Source organism: Rosistilla carotiformis, from assembly GCF_007753095.1.
Lineage (GTDB): Bacteria > Planctomycetota > Planctomycetia > Pirellulales > Pirellulaceae > Rosistilla > Rosistilla carotiformis.
Genome location: NZ_CP036348.1, coordinates 326,290 through 339,900, shown reverse-complemented (window position 1 = coordinate 339,900; position 13,611 = coordinate 326,290). Strand labels below are relative to the sequence as shown.

At 58.3% G+C, this 13,611-nt stretch carries 12 protein-coding genes; 10 read left to right on the top strand and 2 right to left on the bottom strand.

The window, feature by feature from the left end:
• The first annotated feature begins 246 nt into the window (after positions 1-246).
• The 6 genes from rpmF to Poly24_RS01260 all read left to right on the top strand — a co-directional run bounded on the left by rpmF (position 247) and on the right by Poly24_RS01260 (position 5,951).
• A complete protein-coding gene (gene rpmF / locus Poly24_RS01285; RefSeq protein ID WP_145089349.1) occupies positions 247-429 on the top strand; it encodes a 50S ribosomal protein L32 in 183 nt (60 codons plus the stop codon).
• A 95-nt stretch (positions 430-524) separates the two neighbouring features.
• Entirely contained in the window at positions 525-1,457 is a 933-nt protein-coding gene (fabD, locus tag Poly24_RS01280) for an ACP S-malonyltransferase (RefSeq protein WP_145089346.1), read from the top strand.
• A gap of 73 nt (positions 1,458-1,530) precedes the next feature.
• Positions 1,531-2,289, top strand: coding sequence for a 3-oxoacyl-[acyl-carrier-protein] reductase (gene fabG / locus Poly24_RS01275; protein ID WP_145089343.1), 759 nt, complete (start codon positions 1,531-1,533; stop codon positions 2,287-2,289).
• 230 nt (positions 2,290-2,519) lie between these two features.
• On the top strand, positions 2,520-2,762 hold the full coding sequence (acpP, locus tag Poly24_RS01270) for an acyl carrier protein (RefSeq protein WP_145089340.1): 243 nt from the start codon (positions 2,520-2,522) through the stop codon (positions 2,760-2,762).
• A 167-nt stretch (positions 2,763-2,929) separates the two neighbouring features.
• Positions 2,930-4,165 carry a beta-ketoacyl-ACP synthase II gene (gene fabF / locus Poly24_RS01265; protein ID WP_145089337.1) on the top strand — a complete coding sequence of 412 codons (1,236 nt, stop codon included), beginning with the start codon at positions 2,930-2,932 and terminating at the stop codon, positions 4,163-4,165.
• A gap of 124 nt (positions 4,166-4,289) precedes the next feature.
• Positions 4,290-5,951, top strand: a complete 1,662-nt coding sequence (locus Poly24_RS01260; protein WP_145089334.1) for a Na+/H+ antiporter NhaC family protein — start codon at positions 4,290-4,292, stop codon at positions 5,949-5,951.
• A 13-nt stretch (positions 5,952-5,964) separates the two neighbouring features.
• Here the strand turns inward: Poly24_RS01260 and Poly24_RS01255 are convergent, their stop codons facing one another.
• Together Poly24_RS01255 and Poly24_RS01250 are read right to left on the bottom strand one after the other, a co-directional pair.
• The gene (locus Poly24_RS01255; protein WP_145089331.1) at positions 5,965-7,512 is read right to left on the bottom strand and encodes an FMN-binding glutamate synthase family protein; all 1,548 of its coding nucleotides are present in this window, start codon (positions 7,510-7,512) and stop codon (positions 5,965-5,967) included.
• A gap of 130 nt (positions 7,513-7,642) precedes the next feature.
• Positions 7,643-8,683, bottom strand: a complete 1,041-nt coding sequence (locus Poly24_RS01250) for an ROK family protein (protein WP_145089328.1) — start codon at positions 8,681-8,683, stop codon at positions 7,643-7,645.
• A 260-nt stretch (positions 8,684-8,943) separates the two neighbouring features.
• On the opposite strand from Poly24_RS01250, the gene Poly24_RS01245 reads away from it, so the two are divergent.
• From Poly24_RS01245 to Poly24_RS01230, 4 genes are all read left to right on the top strand, one after another.
• The gene (locus Poly24_RS01245; protein ID WP_145089325.1) at positions 8,944-9,468 is read left to right on the top strand and encodes an RNA polymerase sigma factor; all 525 of its coding nucleotides are present in this window, start codon (positions 8,944-8,946) and stop codon (positions 9,466-9,468) included.
• Between the two features lie 67 nt (positions 9,469-9,535).
• Positions 9,536-10,066 (top strand): hypothetical protein, encoded by a 531-nt coding sequence (locus tag Poly24_RS01240; protein WP_145089322.1) that lies wholly within the window; start codon positions 9,536-9,538, stop codon positions 10,064-10,066.
• Positions 10,053-10,745, top strand: coding sequence for a hypothetical protein (locus Poly24_RS01235; RefSeq protein ID WP_145089319.1), 693 nt, complete (start codon positions 10,053-10,055; stop codon positions 10,743-10,745). Before Poly24_RS01240 ends, Poly24_RS01235 begins: the two co-directional genes overlap by 14 nt.
• A gap of 18 nt (positions 10,746-10,763) precedes the next feature.
• On the top strand, positions 10,764-13,574 hold the full coding sequence (locus tag Poly24_RS01230; RefSeq protein WP_231753400.1) for a DUF1549 and DUF1553 domain-containing protein: 2,811 nt from the start codon (positions 10,764-10,766) through the stop codon (positions 13,572-13,574).
• The last annotated feature ends 37 nt before the right edge of the window (positions 13,575-13,611 follow it).

Here is a 13,611-nt window from a genome sequence, read left to right as displayed (position 1 = left end):
TGTTGCGCAAATTTGGTTCCGCCGTGCGATTTCGACGATCCATGCTTCGAAAAGCCTCATTTCCCCCGATTTCGACCCGTTTTGCGGGATTTGGCACACGGTTACCGGAAAATAGTCAAGATATCGGACAGCGAACGCGTTGACAGGTAATTTGAAGAATTTGTACGATATGGGGCTTCGACTAGCTGATAAGTCACTATGTCCATAAAGAGCATTGCTCCTAATTCCGTAATCTGAGATTTCGTCATGGCCGTTCCAAAACGCAAGCATTCCAATAGCCGCACCAACAAGCGGCGTTCGCACGATCACTTGAGCCGCAAGCAATTGACCTATTGCCCTCAGTGCAGCTCGGCCACGCCGACTCACACCGTATGCCCGAAGTGCGGGTACTACATGGGTCGCACGATTGTGGAAGTCAACGAAGACTAAACTGCCACCGCGGTTTAATCTGTCTGCCTCATATCCGCTAAGCAATTGCAAATCGTTCGCGATTTGTTGGTTTGCCGTTGGTCGAATGGACACGCATGGTTTCGCTTGAAGTGCAAAAAATTGGTTTCCTGTTCCCTGGGCAAGGCGCGCAATCCGTAGGGATGTGTCGTGGACTGCTGGATCAGCATGCCATTGCGCGCGACGTCTTCGAGCGCGCCTCCGCAATCTTGGGTTACGACCTGGCCGACGTTTGCTTGAACGGCCCTGAATCGCGTCTCTCGGCGACGGAATACAGTCAACCGGCGTTGTTTGTCAGCAGCATCGCAGCAATCGAAGTGATGCGAATCGAACAGCCGCAGATTTTAGCGCAGGCGACCGTTGCGGCGGGACTGAGCCTTGGTGAATATACAGCCGTCTGCTTTGCCGGGGCCTTGGATTTCGAGTCTTCGGTCCGATTGGTTCAACGTCGCGGGCAAGCCATGCAAGCCGCTGCCGATGCCGTCGAAAGCGGAATGGCAAGCGTACTGGGGCTAGACGTCGACAAACTGACCGATGTCTGCCGCCAGGCCGTCGAACCGGGCGAAGTATTGCAGATCGCCAATCTTCTGTGCCCAGGCAACATCGCCGTATCGGGCCATAAAACAGCACTGGCGCGTCTGGAGACGGTCGCAATGGAAGCGGGCGCCATGAAGGTGATCCCGCTGAGCGTTGCTGGCGCATTCCACACACCTTTGATGGCTTCCGCTGTCGACTCACTTACCGAAGCCCTTGCGGAAATGCCAATCGTCGATGCAAAAATCCCCGTCGTGTCGAATGTCGATGCTCGCTCGCACACATCGCCCGATGAAATCCGCAGCCTATTGGCACGCCAAGTGGTCAGCCCCGTTCGCTGGGAAGAATCGGTGCGGCAGATGATCGCCGACGGGACGCAAGGATTCTTTGAAGTCGGAGCGGGACGCGTGTTGCGCGGAATTCTTCGCCGGATCGACCGCAAGATGCCTGCTGAAGGATTCGGCGACGACAACTGATTGACGTCGCGCATGAATTCCTACTCTTCGATAACAACTCTCTCAACGACCAACCGAACCAAGAAATAGATTCATGAAGCTCTCGATTTCCGCAGATTTAAACGGCCAGGTCGCAATTGTCACCGGCGCCTCGCAAGGGCTCGGCAAATCGATCGCGTTGGCCCTCGGTGCCAATGGCGCTACGGTCGTTTGCCTGGCTCGCAACGCCGAAAAACTTGCCGCTACCGTTGCCGAGATCGAAGCCGAGGGGGGGAAGGCTGAGGCCCTGGCGTGTGACGTGACCGACCGCAAAGCTGCGGCCGATGCGATCACTGGAACGCACGAAAAGCATGGCCGTCTGGACATTTTGGTCAACAATGCTGGCGTCACCCGTGACAAACTGATGCGTGGAATGACCGACGAGCAGTGGGACGAAGTGATCGCGACGAACCTGACAAGCTGCTTCGTCTGTTGCCGTGCGGCGGCAACGATCATGCGTCGTGCAAAATATGGCCGGATCATCAACATGGCCAGCATTTCGGGGATCATTGGAAATCCCGGGCAAACGAACTATTCAGCGTCCAAGGCGGGTATGATAGGTTTGTCGCGTTCGCTGTCGCGAGAACTGTGCAGCCGCGGTGTGACCGTCAACGCGGTCGCTCCCGGATTCATCGCCAGCGAAATGACGGCCGCCTTGGGCGACGTAGTGCTGGCTGAAGTGGAAAAGCAGATCCCAGCGAAGCGTGTTGGGCAGCCGGAAGATGTGGCGGCGACTGTCCTGTTTCTGGCGAGCCCTGCGGCTAGCTACATCACCGGACAATGCCTGGTTGTCGACGGCGGCATGACGGGCTGATCGAAACCGGTTTTTGTCAGATTTCTGTCCACAAGGGGCGGATGCTGCGAAATATCGGAAAAAACCGGGCTCTTGACGCTAGGAGAATGCCAGGCGGATATTGACCCTGTTTATGCGCATCCTCTATCTTTTGGAATCCTCAACGTTTGACTTTCGCGCCGTGACCACGGCGCACGAATCAATTCATCAATTTTAGAAAACACTGAATACCAGTTTTTGGAGAACGCCGGATGGCATCGATTGAAGAACGCGTGATCGACATTGTCGCAGAGCAATTGGGCGTGGACAAAGAGAAGATCACCCGAGATACCTCGTTTGTAAACGATCTAGGTGCGGACTCCTTGGACACCGTCGAACTTGTGATGGAACTGGAAGAAGAGTTCGACATCAACATTCCCGACGATTCGGCTGAGAAGATCCAAAAGGTCGGCGAAGCGATCGACTACATCGAAAAGGAACAGGCTGCTTCGTAAGCCTGACTTTTCAATCCGTATGACGCAGTGCCGCCAAAGCCAGGACGCTTGAATAAAGCCTCGCGTCTGGTCTGGCGGCATTACTTTTATTATGGGGCGACTGTTCGAGTCACCTTCGCGTCTGTCGCGTTCTAAGGCGACCGGCGGGATCAATTGGAACCTAAAACATGAATCGACGGGTCGTTGTGACCGGGATGGGCGTCGTCACTCCGCTTGGTTGCGAAGTTGACGAATTGATGCAAAACCTGCTGGCTGCCAAGAGTGGTATCCGGGACTTGGTTTACCTTGACACGAACGAGTTCAAGGTCAAGTTTGGTGGAGAGGTTCACGACTTCTCGCCAGAGCCCTACGTGGTCAAAAAAGAAGCGAAGCGAGTCGACCGGTTCTCCGCCTTTGCGATGTACAGCGCGGGCCGAGCGGTCGATCAATCGGGCATCGATTTCTCGAAAGAGAATCCCGATCGCTGTGGCGCGATTATCGGATCGGGTATCGGTGGTCTGTGGGAAATCGAAACCCAGATGCAGCGTTTGATCGCCAAGGGACCCGATCGGGTCAGCCCTTTTGTGATCCCCAAGCTGATGCTGAACGCGGCTGGCGGTAACGTTTCGATCACCTATGGCCTGCGAGGACCTAACTTCGGCGTCGCCACGGCTTGTGCTAGCGCTGCCAATGCGATGGGCTGTGCGCTGCGATCGATCCAGACTGGCGAGACCGATGTGATGGTCACCGGCGGCAGCGAAGCGGCGGTCACGCCGATGGCGTTGGCTGGTTTCCAAAACATGAAAGCGCTTTCGACTCGCAACGACGATCCGCAGCGAGCCAGTCGTCCGTTCGACAAGGACCGCGACGGGTTTGTGTTGGCCGAAGGCGCTGGCATCCTGGTCTTCGAGGAATACGAACACGCCAAAGCTCGCGGTGCCAACATCCTGGCCGAGATCCTGGGCTTTGGCACCACCGCCGATGCGGGGCACATCACGTCGCCCGACGCCCAAGGCGCCGGAGCCGGCCGCGCGATGGCCGAAGCGTTGAGCGATGCGAAGCTGAATCCAGCGGACATCGGATACATCAATGCTCACGGCACCAGCACTCCGCTGGGCGACAAGGCGGAAACGCAAGCCGTGAAGACTGTCTTTGGCAGCGACGCGAAATCGGTCTCGATCAGCAGCACCAAGAGCGCCCTGGGGCACTCGCTGGGAGCCAGTGGCGGGATCGAATTGGTGATCTGCATCAGTGCAATCAACAATGGCAGCATCCCACCGACGATCAACCTGGACACTCCCGACCCCGATTGCGACCTCGACTACACGCCCCGCGAGGCGCGTCAGAAGGACGTCAAGATCGCGATGAGCAACAGCTTTGGCTTCGGTGGCCATAACGCATCGGTCATCTGCGGCAAGGTTTAGTTCTTGTTGTTGAGTTTGCCGCGGCGATCGCTTTGCGATAGCCGCGTCGAGGAATCGCCAACCGCTGGGATCTCCCGGCGGTTGGACCACGCCTAAGCTTCGGCTCCCGCGGGATCGCGAATCCATGGACTTCGGCTGGCTCTCGCTGCTCCCTCCGCTTGTCGCCATCTTGCTGGCGATCTTCACGCGTCGAGCAATCCCCTCGTTAGCCCTTGCTGTTTTTGTCGGCGTTGCGATCTTGCAGTTCGCTGGCGATCAGCCACGGTCTTGGTCGCAGCGGATGTTCGTCGACACGCCTTGGTCGATGGTCGAAGAGCATCTCTGGTATGCGGTTGCCGGCGGCGGCTCGCTGAATCCATTTGCCGCAATCGCCTCGGTTGTTTCGCTCGACTTTCGCGGTGCTGGCGATTCGCTCTCAGCGCTCGCCACTTCGGATCATCTGCGCGTCTTCTATTTCACGATGCTCTTCGGCGCCCTGGTCGGGGTCCTGCACGCCGGCGGGGCGATGCGGAGTCTTGTGTTGCGGTTGGCGTTGCATGTGCAGACGCGTTGCGGCGGCCAGTTGCTGATCTGGCTGTGTGGGATGCTGATCTTCTTCGACGATTACGCCAACACGCTGTTGGTCGGAACGACGATGCGGTCGACGGCCGATCGGATGCGTTTGTCTCGCGAAAAGCTGGCTTATCTGGTCGATTCGACTGCCGCGCCGGTGGCGGGACTGTCGCTGGTCAGCACGTGGGTTGCGACCGAGATCAGTTACATGAGCGAAGGTCTGGCGGCTCAGGGGAATCCGCAGGGGCTCAGCGGGTTTGATCTCTTTTTGCAATCGCTTCCCTACCGTTTCTACCCGATCTTTGCCCTGGTGCTTGTCGTTGTGATTGCGGCGACGGGACGCGATTTCGGACCGATGAAGGCGGCGGAAGATGGTGCCGCCAAGGAACCGGAGGATGTTCGCGAGAGCAATTTGCCGCAGTTGCACGATGCTCCCGCTTGGACCGCTATCGTGACGATCGCCGCAACGATCGGCGCGATCTTGTTTGCGCTGTATCGAACCGGTAGCGTCGAGGATCCCGACGTGGGTCTGCTGAGGTACTGGGGCCAGTATGTTGGCAATGCCGATCCCTACAACGCGCTGACCTGGGGTGGGCTTGTCGGTTTGCTGCTGTCGTTGGCGACGACCTATTGGTGCGGTGCGAAATCGATCGGGCCGTTGATTGTCGGCGCGTTCGACGGGATGCGTCAGTTGATGCCAGCGATGGTGGTGCTGTGGTTGGCTTGGACGCTATCGCGGCTGACGACCGCCGATTTTCTGGACACTCAGGGTTTTCTTGGCGATTGGATTCGCGAGGCCAATGTCTCGTCGGTCTGGATTCCGACGCTGGTCTTTGTCGTTTCGGGAGTCGTCGCATTTGCGACGGGAACCAGTTGGGGAACGATGGGCTTGCTGGTGCCGCTGTCGATCCCGATCGCGATCGCCAGTTCGAACGATCCGACGATCCTGTACGCCACGGCGGGAGCTGTCTTGTCGGGTGCGATCTTTGGCGATCACTGCTCGCCGATTTCCGATACGACAGTCTTATCGAGCCAGGCCAGCGGATGCGATCACATCGCGCACGTCAAGACTCAGATTCCCTACGCGCTGCTTGCGGCGGGCGTTTCGATTTTGTTTGGGTCGCTCCCCACCAGCCTTGGCGTCTCGCCGTGGTGGATGTTGATCGTCGGCTGCGTCGCAACGTTTGCCGTCGTCCGAGCGTTCGGTAAGCTGCCCAGCGATTCCGCCGAATAAGGCGGCTCGCAAGCTATTCGACCAGCGTCGGTTCGGTCGCGTTGCTGGCTCGCGTCTCTTTTAATCCGGTGCCATCGCGCGTGTAGCCCAGCACGTCGTGCAGCTTGGAGAACTTGTTGACGCCGGTGCTGAATTCGATCTCGCGGCCATTGAATTGGCAGGGATGTTGGTACCCGCACGCGTACGATAGCGACAGCAGTTCCTTGCGGAAGCTTTGGATGTAGCGGGTCATTCGCTTTGCTTTGTCGTCGACGTCCAGTCCCGCTTGCAGCCAGCGGTTCTGGGTCGCGACGCCCGCGGGGCAGTGGTCGGTGTGGCACTTGCGGGCTTGGATGCATCCGATCGCCAGCATCGATTCGCGGGCGATTTGGATCGCGTCGCAGCCCATCGCAAACGCGATCACGGCGCGGTCGGGGAAGCCCAATTTCCCGCTACCAAACCAGACGATGTCCTTGGAGATTCCTTGGGCTTGAAAGATCGGATAGACGCGAGCGAAGCCGATCTTAAATGGCAGCGAGACGTGATCGGAGAAGGTTAGCGGCGCCGCACCGGTTCCTCCTTCGGCACCATCGATCGTGATGAAGTCGGGGCCTTCGCCACGCTCTCGCATCCGTCCGGCCAGCTTGTGCCAGAAGCCGGTCGATCCGATCGCACTTTTGATTCCCACCGGCAGTCCGGTGCGAGCGGCGATCCGTTCGATCCAGTCGATCAGTTCGTCGACGGTGTCGAATTCGGAGTGAGCGTTGGGGGAGATGCAATCGCGACCGATCGGAATCCCTCGCGTTGCGGCGATCTCGGCGGAGACCTTTTTGCCAGGTAGGATTCCGCCTTTGCCCGGTTTGGCTCCTTGGGAGAGTTTGACTTCGATGCAGCGAATCGATTCGTTGGCTTCAACGCGCTGGGCCAGCACGTCCAGCGAAAACCGCCCCGTCTCGTCGCGAGCCCCGAAATATCCGGTTCCGATCTGCCACATGATGTCCGCGCCGTGACCATGGTAAGGGCTGATCCCTCCTTCGCCAGTGTTGTGAAAACAATGGGCTTCGCGGGCGCCGATGTTCATCGCCGAGACGGCGTTGGAGCCGAGCGAACCAAACGACATGGCGGAGATGTTGACGACCGATTGCGGATGATAGGGCCGGGCCCGATCGTGCGATTGCCCCATGATCTTCAGGCAGGGAATCGCTGTCTTGTCTTCACTGATGTATTCCGCTTTGTGTTCGGGAAACGGAAAGACCGCGTGCTTGATGATCGGGTATCCGATGCTGTAGATCTGCTCGGTCGTGCCGAAGCCGAAGTTGCTGTTTTCGCCTTTGGACGACGCGTAGACCCAACTGCGCTCATCGCGATTAAACGGCATCTCCTCTTTGTCGTTGGCAACCCAATATTGCCGCATCTCCGGCCCGATCATCTCCAACCAGTATCGGATGTGACCAACGATCGGGAAGTTATGCAGGATCGTATGCTTCCGCTGCATCATGTCGTAGATCGCGACGATCAGCAGCAGTCCAACGATTCCGCCAATTGTCAGCAGCAGCCAATGATCGGTGATAGCAGCGAACATGTCAGGTCGTCCGGTTTGCGGTGATATCGTTGATCGCAGGTCGCGCTCGCTTCGGTCTTCGAATCACGAAACCGAGGCGAGCGGACAATGGGTTCGAAGCGGCAGGTTGGTGCCGTCGCAAACGCGTCGCTTAGGTCGCTGGTGGCGGAGTTGGTGGAACGGACAGAGTCGCCGAGGGAGAGGCCGCCGGTGCGACGGGAGTCCGTTTCTTGGCCCAGGCGGCAGCACCCAGGACTGCTGCGTCGTCTCCCAGTTCGGCTTGCACCACGCGGAAACGATCCTTGTACGGTGCCAGCACCGATTTCTTCGCGGTTCGCGTGACGGTGCCGATAATCAGATCGGGCATCGCTTCGACCAATCCGCCCCCCATCACGATCGTGTCGGGGGCCAGCAGGTGGACGATGTTCACGACGGCCAATCCGATCGTTCGCGACGCCTCTTCGATCAACTCTTTGACTTCGGTGTCGCCATGCTTGACCGAATCGGCCAACGCACCGCTGCGAATCTCCGAAAGATCCATGCCGGTCTCTTTGTAGAGATGAGGTGCCATCCCGCGGTAAGCCGCTTTGGCCGCTTCGGCTGCGATCGCCAACCGGCTCGCTTCGGCTTCCAGAGTTCCCGACAGATCGTAACCGCTGGTCCGCGATCCGCTGCTGATCCGCGTGTGTCCGATCTCCATGCAACTGATGTCGGCGCCGTGCAGGATCGTGTCTTCGTATACGCATCCGCCGCCGATCCCGGTCCCTGGGAAAATGCCGACGGTGCATCGCGACTTCTTCGCCGCGCCATCGACATATTCGCCGTAGACGCCTGCATCGACATCGTTCAGAACATGCACGGGGCAGCCGAACTGTTTGTGAAGGATCTTGCCGATGTTGACGTTTTCCCAGCCCAGGTTGACGCAGACGTGGACCAATCCGGTGTTGGGGTCGACAGGGCCGGGACAGCCGATACCGATGCCAGCGAGCTCTTCGGCCTTCGTGTCGGTCTCTTCCAACGCGCGTTCGATCGCACCGATGATCCGTTCGATCACCGAATCCGCCCCCGAATTTCCTTTGGTGCGACGCCGGCGACGGCCCAGCGGCTTGAGGTCCTGGTCGTAAACAACCGCCAGCATTTTTGTGCCGCCTAGGTCGAAGCCAATCCACTTCTTTTTGTCTGTGTCAGCCATGAGGATCTCGTGATCGGTTGCGATAGGGAAACGGATGGTGTGCGAACAGGCAGAATAGAGGTTTTTTGCCGATTATTACAGCCCCGCAGGTCGCCGATCGTGGCGTTCGCCGGCGGCCGCTACGCTAAAATCGTTCGCACAAGGGCGGATTCATCTTGGCGATTCGCATTTTTTCCAAATTCTTTTCGCACCGTGACAATAAACTCCCGCCGCCAAGCATCTAGGTTTGTGCCAGTGCCTGTCCGCCAAGTGAAAACCGAGTGAACGAACGCGAATCGACACGATTGAGTGCCGACGAAGCGGCGCAGTTGCACGCGCAGCATGCTGCGTCGTTGCTGCGTTTTTTGACCGGATTGACCGGCAGCGCTGACGATGCCCAGGACTGCTTGCAAGCGACCTTTGCGATCCTCCAAGAGAAAGGGGGCGCTTCGGCTGCCGGAACTCGCCGAGCTTGGCTGTTCCGCGTCGCCCACAACGAAGCGATGCAGTTGTTTCGCCGTCGCAAACTGGCCGGGCCGATGGAATCGGCGGAAGCGCTGCAGCATGCCGCCGGGCGACACGATTCCCCCGTCGATCGGTTGCTTCGCCAGGAGCGATTGCAGCAGGTCCGACGCGAGTTGTCGCAGTTGCCCGAGGAGCTGCAGATGATCGTCAGATTAAGGATTGTCGAAGGGTTGAGGTTTCGCGAGATCGCCGACCAGTTGCAAATCCCGTTAGGGACGGCGTTGGGACGAATGCAGACGGCGCTGCGAAAATTGGGCCAGCAGTTGGGCGAGGATTTGTAGGCAGCAGCCGACCCGTCGCCGAGCTTTTGAAAATTGAACCGTTAAGAATCTAAAGACCGTGACAGCTATGAGTAACCAAGAACAGATCGATCGATGTCGGCTGTATCTGCTCGACGAACTGCAGGGGGACGATCTGCAGGCGTTTGAATTGCAGATGCAGTCGTCGCCGGAGCTGCTGGAGTGTATTGCCCAGCAAGCCGACTTGTTGGTCGAACTGGGAGAGGCTTGCCAATCGCCTGCCGAGCAACCAATCGCGGCCCCGCTTCACGCTTCGACCTCGTTCCTGCGAGTTGCTGGCGCGGTGGCAAGTTTGGCCGCGTTGGTGCTGTTTGTGATTTGGTTTGCACCGGTTGGACATGCACCACAGGCCAGCCGAACGACTGGCGGTGGAGTCGACGATGCCTTGGTTGCTCACGCCTGGGCGGAGAATCGCGTCGTCTTTCGCGGCGACGATCTCGACGTCGGGCAAGATGCGACCACCATCGACTTTGACACCACTGTCGACGAGGTCCCTTCCTGGTTAAGCCTTGGGGTCGCGCAGGTCGAACGCACCAGTGAGCCCGAAGGCATCGAAGGAGCGGATCGTGAACGAAGTTAATTTCTTGTCGAAATGGTGCGGCGTCGCGGTTTGTTTTTTGTTAGTGCTTGCCGCTACCAACGGTCTCGCGGCCGAATACGATCTCTCGCGCGACGCGATCGCTCAAGCTGACGGTTCCGCTGCGGAGCGGCCTGCCGAAGGCGAACGCCGGGTGACGGAGTTCGTGAAGTCGCATCTGCCCGAGTTGGAGTCGGTGCTTGCTTCGTTGAAGAAACATTCTGCCAAGGAATACCAAAAAGCGATCGGCGACTTGGCGCGGACGTCGCGACGGTTGGAACAGCTGCAGCAGCGCGACCCGGACGGATTTGAATTGGAACTTACGTTCCTGCAATGGCAGACGCGAGTCGACATCGCGTTGGCTCAGTTGCAGGTTCGCGACAACGAAAAGACGCGAGCGCAGTTGCGAAAAGCGATCGCCAGTCGAGAACAGGCGAAGGTGGCGCGGGCGCAGCACGAGAAGGCTCGTTTGACCGAGCGGATCGCCCGCATGCAGACCCAATTGCAGCGACTGACCGACCAGCTAGAGAACGTCGACGCTGAGAAAAATGCGGACAAAGCGTATACCTCGGCGATTCGGCGACTGGATGCCAAACAGGTCCGCCCCAATGCCGCCGCACGGACGAAGAAGAACGCCAAGTCGAAGCCTGCGACAGATCCCCAAACGCCAGAAAACAAATAACGAGTCTCGGATTCCCCAATGAAAGAGCGAGAAATGATGCATCGAATCGGTCTTGATCAATGGATCGCAGCCAGTCGTGTGGCCTGTGGTGCGCTGGCGATGTTGGTCGCCAGCGTCGCGTTTGCAGCGAAGCCCGATCCGCGTGGCGATGAATCGGTTCTGCCGGAGCTGGGCACGCGATTTGCCGTCGGCAGCGAGACTTCCGAGATCCCCGACTTTCAAAAACACATCAGTCCTTTGATGGGGCGGCTGGGTTGCAACGGGCGTTCCTGCCACGGGTCGTTCCAGGGGCGTGGCGGTTTCATGCTGTCGCTGTTTGGTTACGATTTCGAAGCCGATCACAAGGCGATGCTCGAAGCCGATTCGGGACGGATCGATACCACCGACGTCGACGAAAGCTTGGTTCTGGCCAAGCCGATCGACGAGGACATGCACGAAGGTGGCAAGCGATTCGACAAAGACGGTTGGGAATATCGCGTGCTGCGAACGTGGATCGCGGCTGGGGCGAACTACGATGCCAAGCAACGCAAGAAACTGGAACGCTTGGAAGTTGGGCCGGTAGAGATTCTGTTCGATCAAGACAAACAAACGACTTCGTTGCGGGCGGTTGCTCATTGGGAAGATGGCACGCGTGAAGAGGTCACCGGTCTGTGCCGGTTCCACACCAACGACGACGCGATCGCGACCATCGATGAATCGGGGAACGTCACCTGCACCGGTGTCGGGGACACGCATGTCGTCGTTTCTTACGACAACGCGGTCGTTCCGGTCGCGGTGATTCGGCCTGTTTCGCAGCTGACCGGCGACGACTATCCGCAGCGGGAAACGCGGACCGAGGTCGATCGCTTGATTGCGGTCAAGTTGCAAAAGCTGGGGATCGTGCCGTCGGAGATCTGCTCCGACGCGGAGTTCCTGCGTCGGGCGAGCCTCGACATTTCGGGGACGCTGCCGACCGCAGCCGACGCGGCGGCGTTTATCGCCGACCAAAGCAGCGACAAGCGTCAACGCAAGGTCGAAGAACTGCTCTCCAGCCCCGGTTATGCCGCTTGGTGGACGACGCGGTTCTGCGACTGGACCGGCAACAGCGATGCTCAATTAAACAACGTCTCGCCGATCCGTCAGGCTCCGACGCAACATTGGTATGAATGGATCCATCGCCGGGTCGAAGAAAACATGCCCTATGACGAGATGGTCGAAGGGATCGTTGTCGCCCAATCGCGTGAGGAGGGGGAATCGTATCGAGAGTATTGCGAAGCGATGGGGGCCGCGTGTCGCAACGGCGAGATGGATGGGTTTGCGGATCGACCTGGGCTGACCTATTTCTGGGCACGCCGCAATTTCCGACAGACCGAAGACCGGGCGATCGGATTTGCGTATTCGTTTTTGGGGATCCGGATTCAATGTGCCCAGTGCCACAAGCATCCGTTCGACCAATGGTCCAAGCAGGACTTCGATGAATTCAAGAACTTATTCCAAACGGTGGGACTGAGCCAGAAGCCGCGCGACAAGGAGGACTTGGAGCAGTATGAAGCGATGATGACGAAGATGGATTCCGACCTGAAGGGGAACCAGCTTCGCAGAGAGTTGCAAAAGGAATTCAACAAGGGGGCGGTGATTCCGTTCCCCGAGGTCGTCGAGCGCCCAATTCGCGGCAATGCCAAGATGGTTCGCAAACCAGGGCAGAAAGCGCGGCGAGTGGTCGAGCCGCCGACGGCCAAACTGCTGGGAGGTGACTACGTCCAATTGGATGAAATGGCGCGAGAGAAACTGATGCAGTGGCTCCGCGATCCCAGCAATCCCTACTTCGCCAAAGCGATCGTGAACCGCGTGTGGGCAAATTATTTTGGCAGCGGGATCGTCGATCCGGTCGACGATTTGAATCTCGCCAATCCGCCAAGCAACGCTCCGCTGATGGACTATCTTGCCGATGGGTTCATCGAAAGCGGATACGACATGAAGTGGCTGCACCGCACGATCGTCGACAGCGATGCTTACCAACGCAGCTGGCAAACGAACGAGACCAACGCGTTGGACGTTCGCAATTTCAGCCACTTTGTGCCGCGACGCCTGCCCGCCGAAACGCTTTACGACGCGATCTTGGTTGCGACAGCCAGCGATAAACAGGCGGCCCAATTGTGCAGCAGCCGCGACGGTCGCGCCGTGGGGATTGCTTCGAGCAGCCCTCGCAACAACGGCCGCGGTTCGTCGTACGCCCTGCAGGTCTTTGGCCGCTCGATTCGCGAATCGAATTGCGATTGCGATCGATCCGAAGATCCGAACCTGCTGCAAACGGTTTATCTGCAAAACGATGAAGATGTCACCAATCGGCTGTACGACCGCAACGGTTGGTTGGCTGAGCAGATGAAGAGCTTGGGGCAGCCGATGCTGGTCAGCGACGCAGCACTGGCGAAGGCGAAGCAGCAAGGCAACGAAGCGCGTCAGCGTCAAATCCAGATGATGAAGAAGCGTCGACAGGAGCTGGTCCAGACGCTCGTCAAGGTAGAAAAGAATTCCTCCATTTCGGAGGAGCAACTGAAGATTAAGACCACGCGAATAAATCAGCAGATCGCTCAAGTCAGCAAGCGAATCAAAGCGTTGCAAACGGGCGAAGTCCAGGATCTGCTCGCTGGCAAAGCGGCAGAACTGGACAGCAAACAATTGACCAACTTGGTCCAACAGGCTTACCTGCGAACGGTCGCGCGGTATCCGGAGCCGGAGGAACTGAGCAGTTCGTTGGCTTATATCGAAGCAGGCGATTCGGTTGCCAGCGGGGTAGGTGACCTGTTGTGGGCGTTGTTAAACACAAAAGAGTTTGTGTTGAATCACTGATGCCTTCGGGCAACGCAGACAAAATGAAGACGCAAGT

What these genes read in the sequence shown, in the direction of transcription:
- rpmF (WP_145089349.1), top strand. Translation starts at nt 247, where the DNA reads ATGGCCGTTCCAAAACGCAAGCATTCCAATAGCCGCACCAACAAGCGG.
- fabD (WP_145089346.1), top strand. Translation starts at nt 525, where the DNA reads ATGGTTTCGCTTGAAGTGCAAAAAATTGGTTTCCTGTTCCCTGGGCAA.
- fabG (WP_145089343.1), top strand. Translation starts at nt 1,531, where the DNA reads ATGAAGCTCTCGATTTCCGCAGATTTAAACGGCCAGGTCGCAATTGTC.
- acpP (WP_145089340.1), top strand. Translation starts at nt 2,520, where the DNA reads ATGGCATCGATTGAAGAACGCGTGATCGACATTGTCGCAGAGCAATTG.
- fabF (WP_145089337.1), top strand. Translation starts at nt 2,930, where the DNA reads ATGAATCGACGGGTCGTTGTGACCGGGATGGGCGTCGTCACTCCGCTT.
- Poly24_RS01260 (WP_145089334.1), top strand. Translation starts at nt 4,290, where the DNA reads ATGGACTTCGGCTGGCTCTCGCTGCTCCCTCCGCTTGTCGCCATCTTG.
- Poly24_RS01255 (WP_145089331.1), bottom strand. Translation starts at nt 7,512, where the DNA reads ATGTTCGCTGCTATCACCGATCATTGGCTGCTGCTGACAATTGGCGGA.
- Poly24_RS01250 (WP_145089328.1), bottom strand. Translation starts at nt 8,683, where the DNA reads ATGGCTGACACAGACAAAAAGAAGTGGATTGGCTTCGACCTAGGCGGC.
- Poly24_RS01240 (WP_145089322.1), top strand. Translation starts at nt 9,536, where the DNA reads ATGAGTAACCAAGAACAGATCGATCGATGTCGGCTGTATCTGCTCGAC.
- Poly24_RS01230 (WP_231753400.1), top strand. Translation starts at nt 10,764, where the DNA reads ATGAAAGAGCGAGAAATGATGCATCGAATCGGTCTTGATCAATGGATC.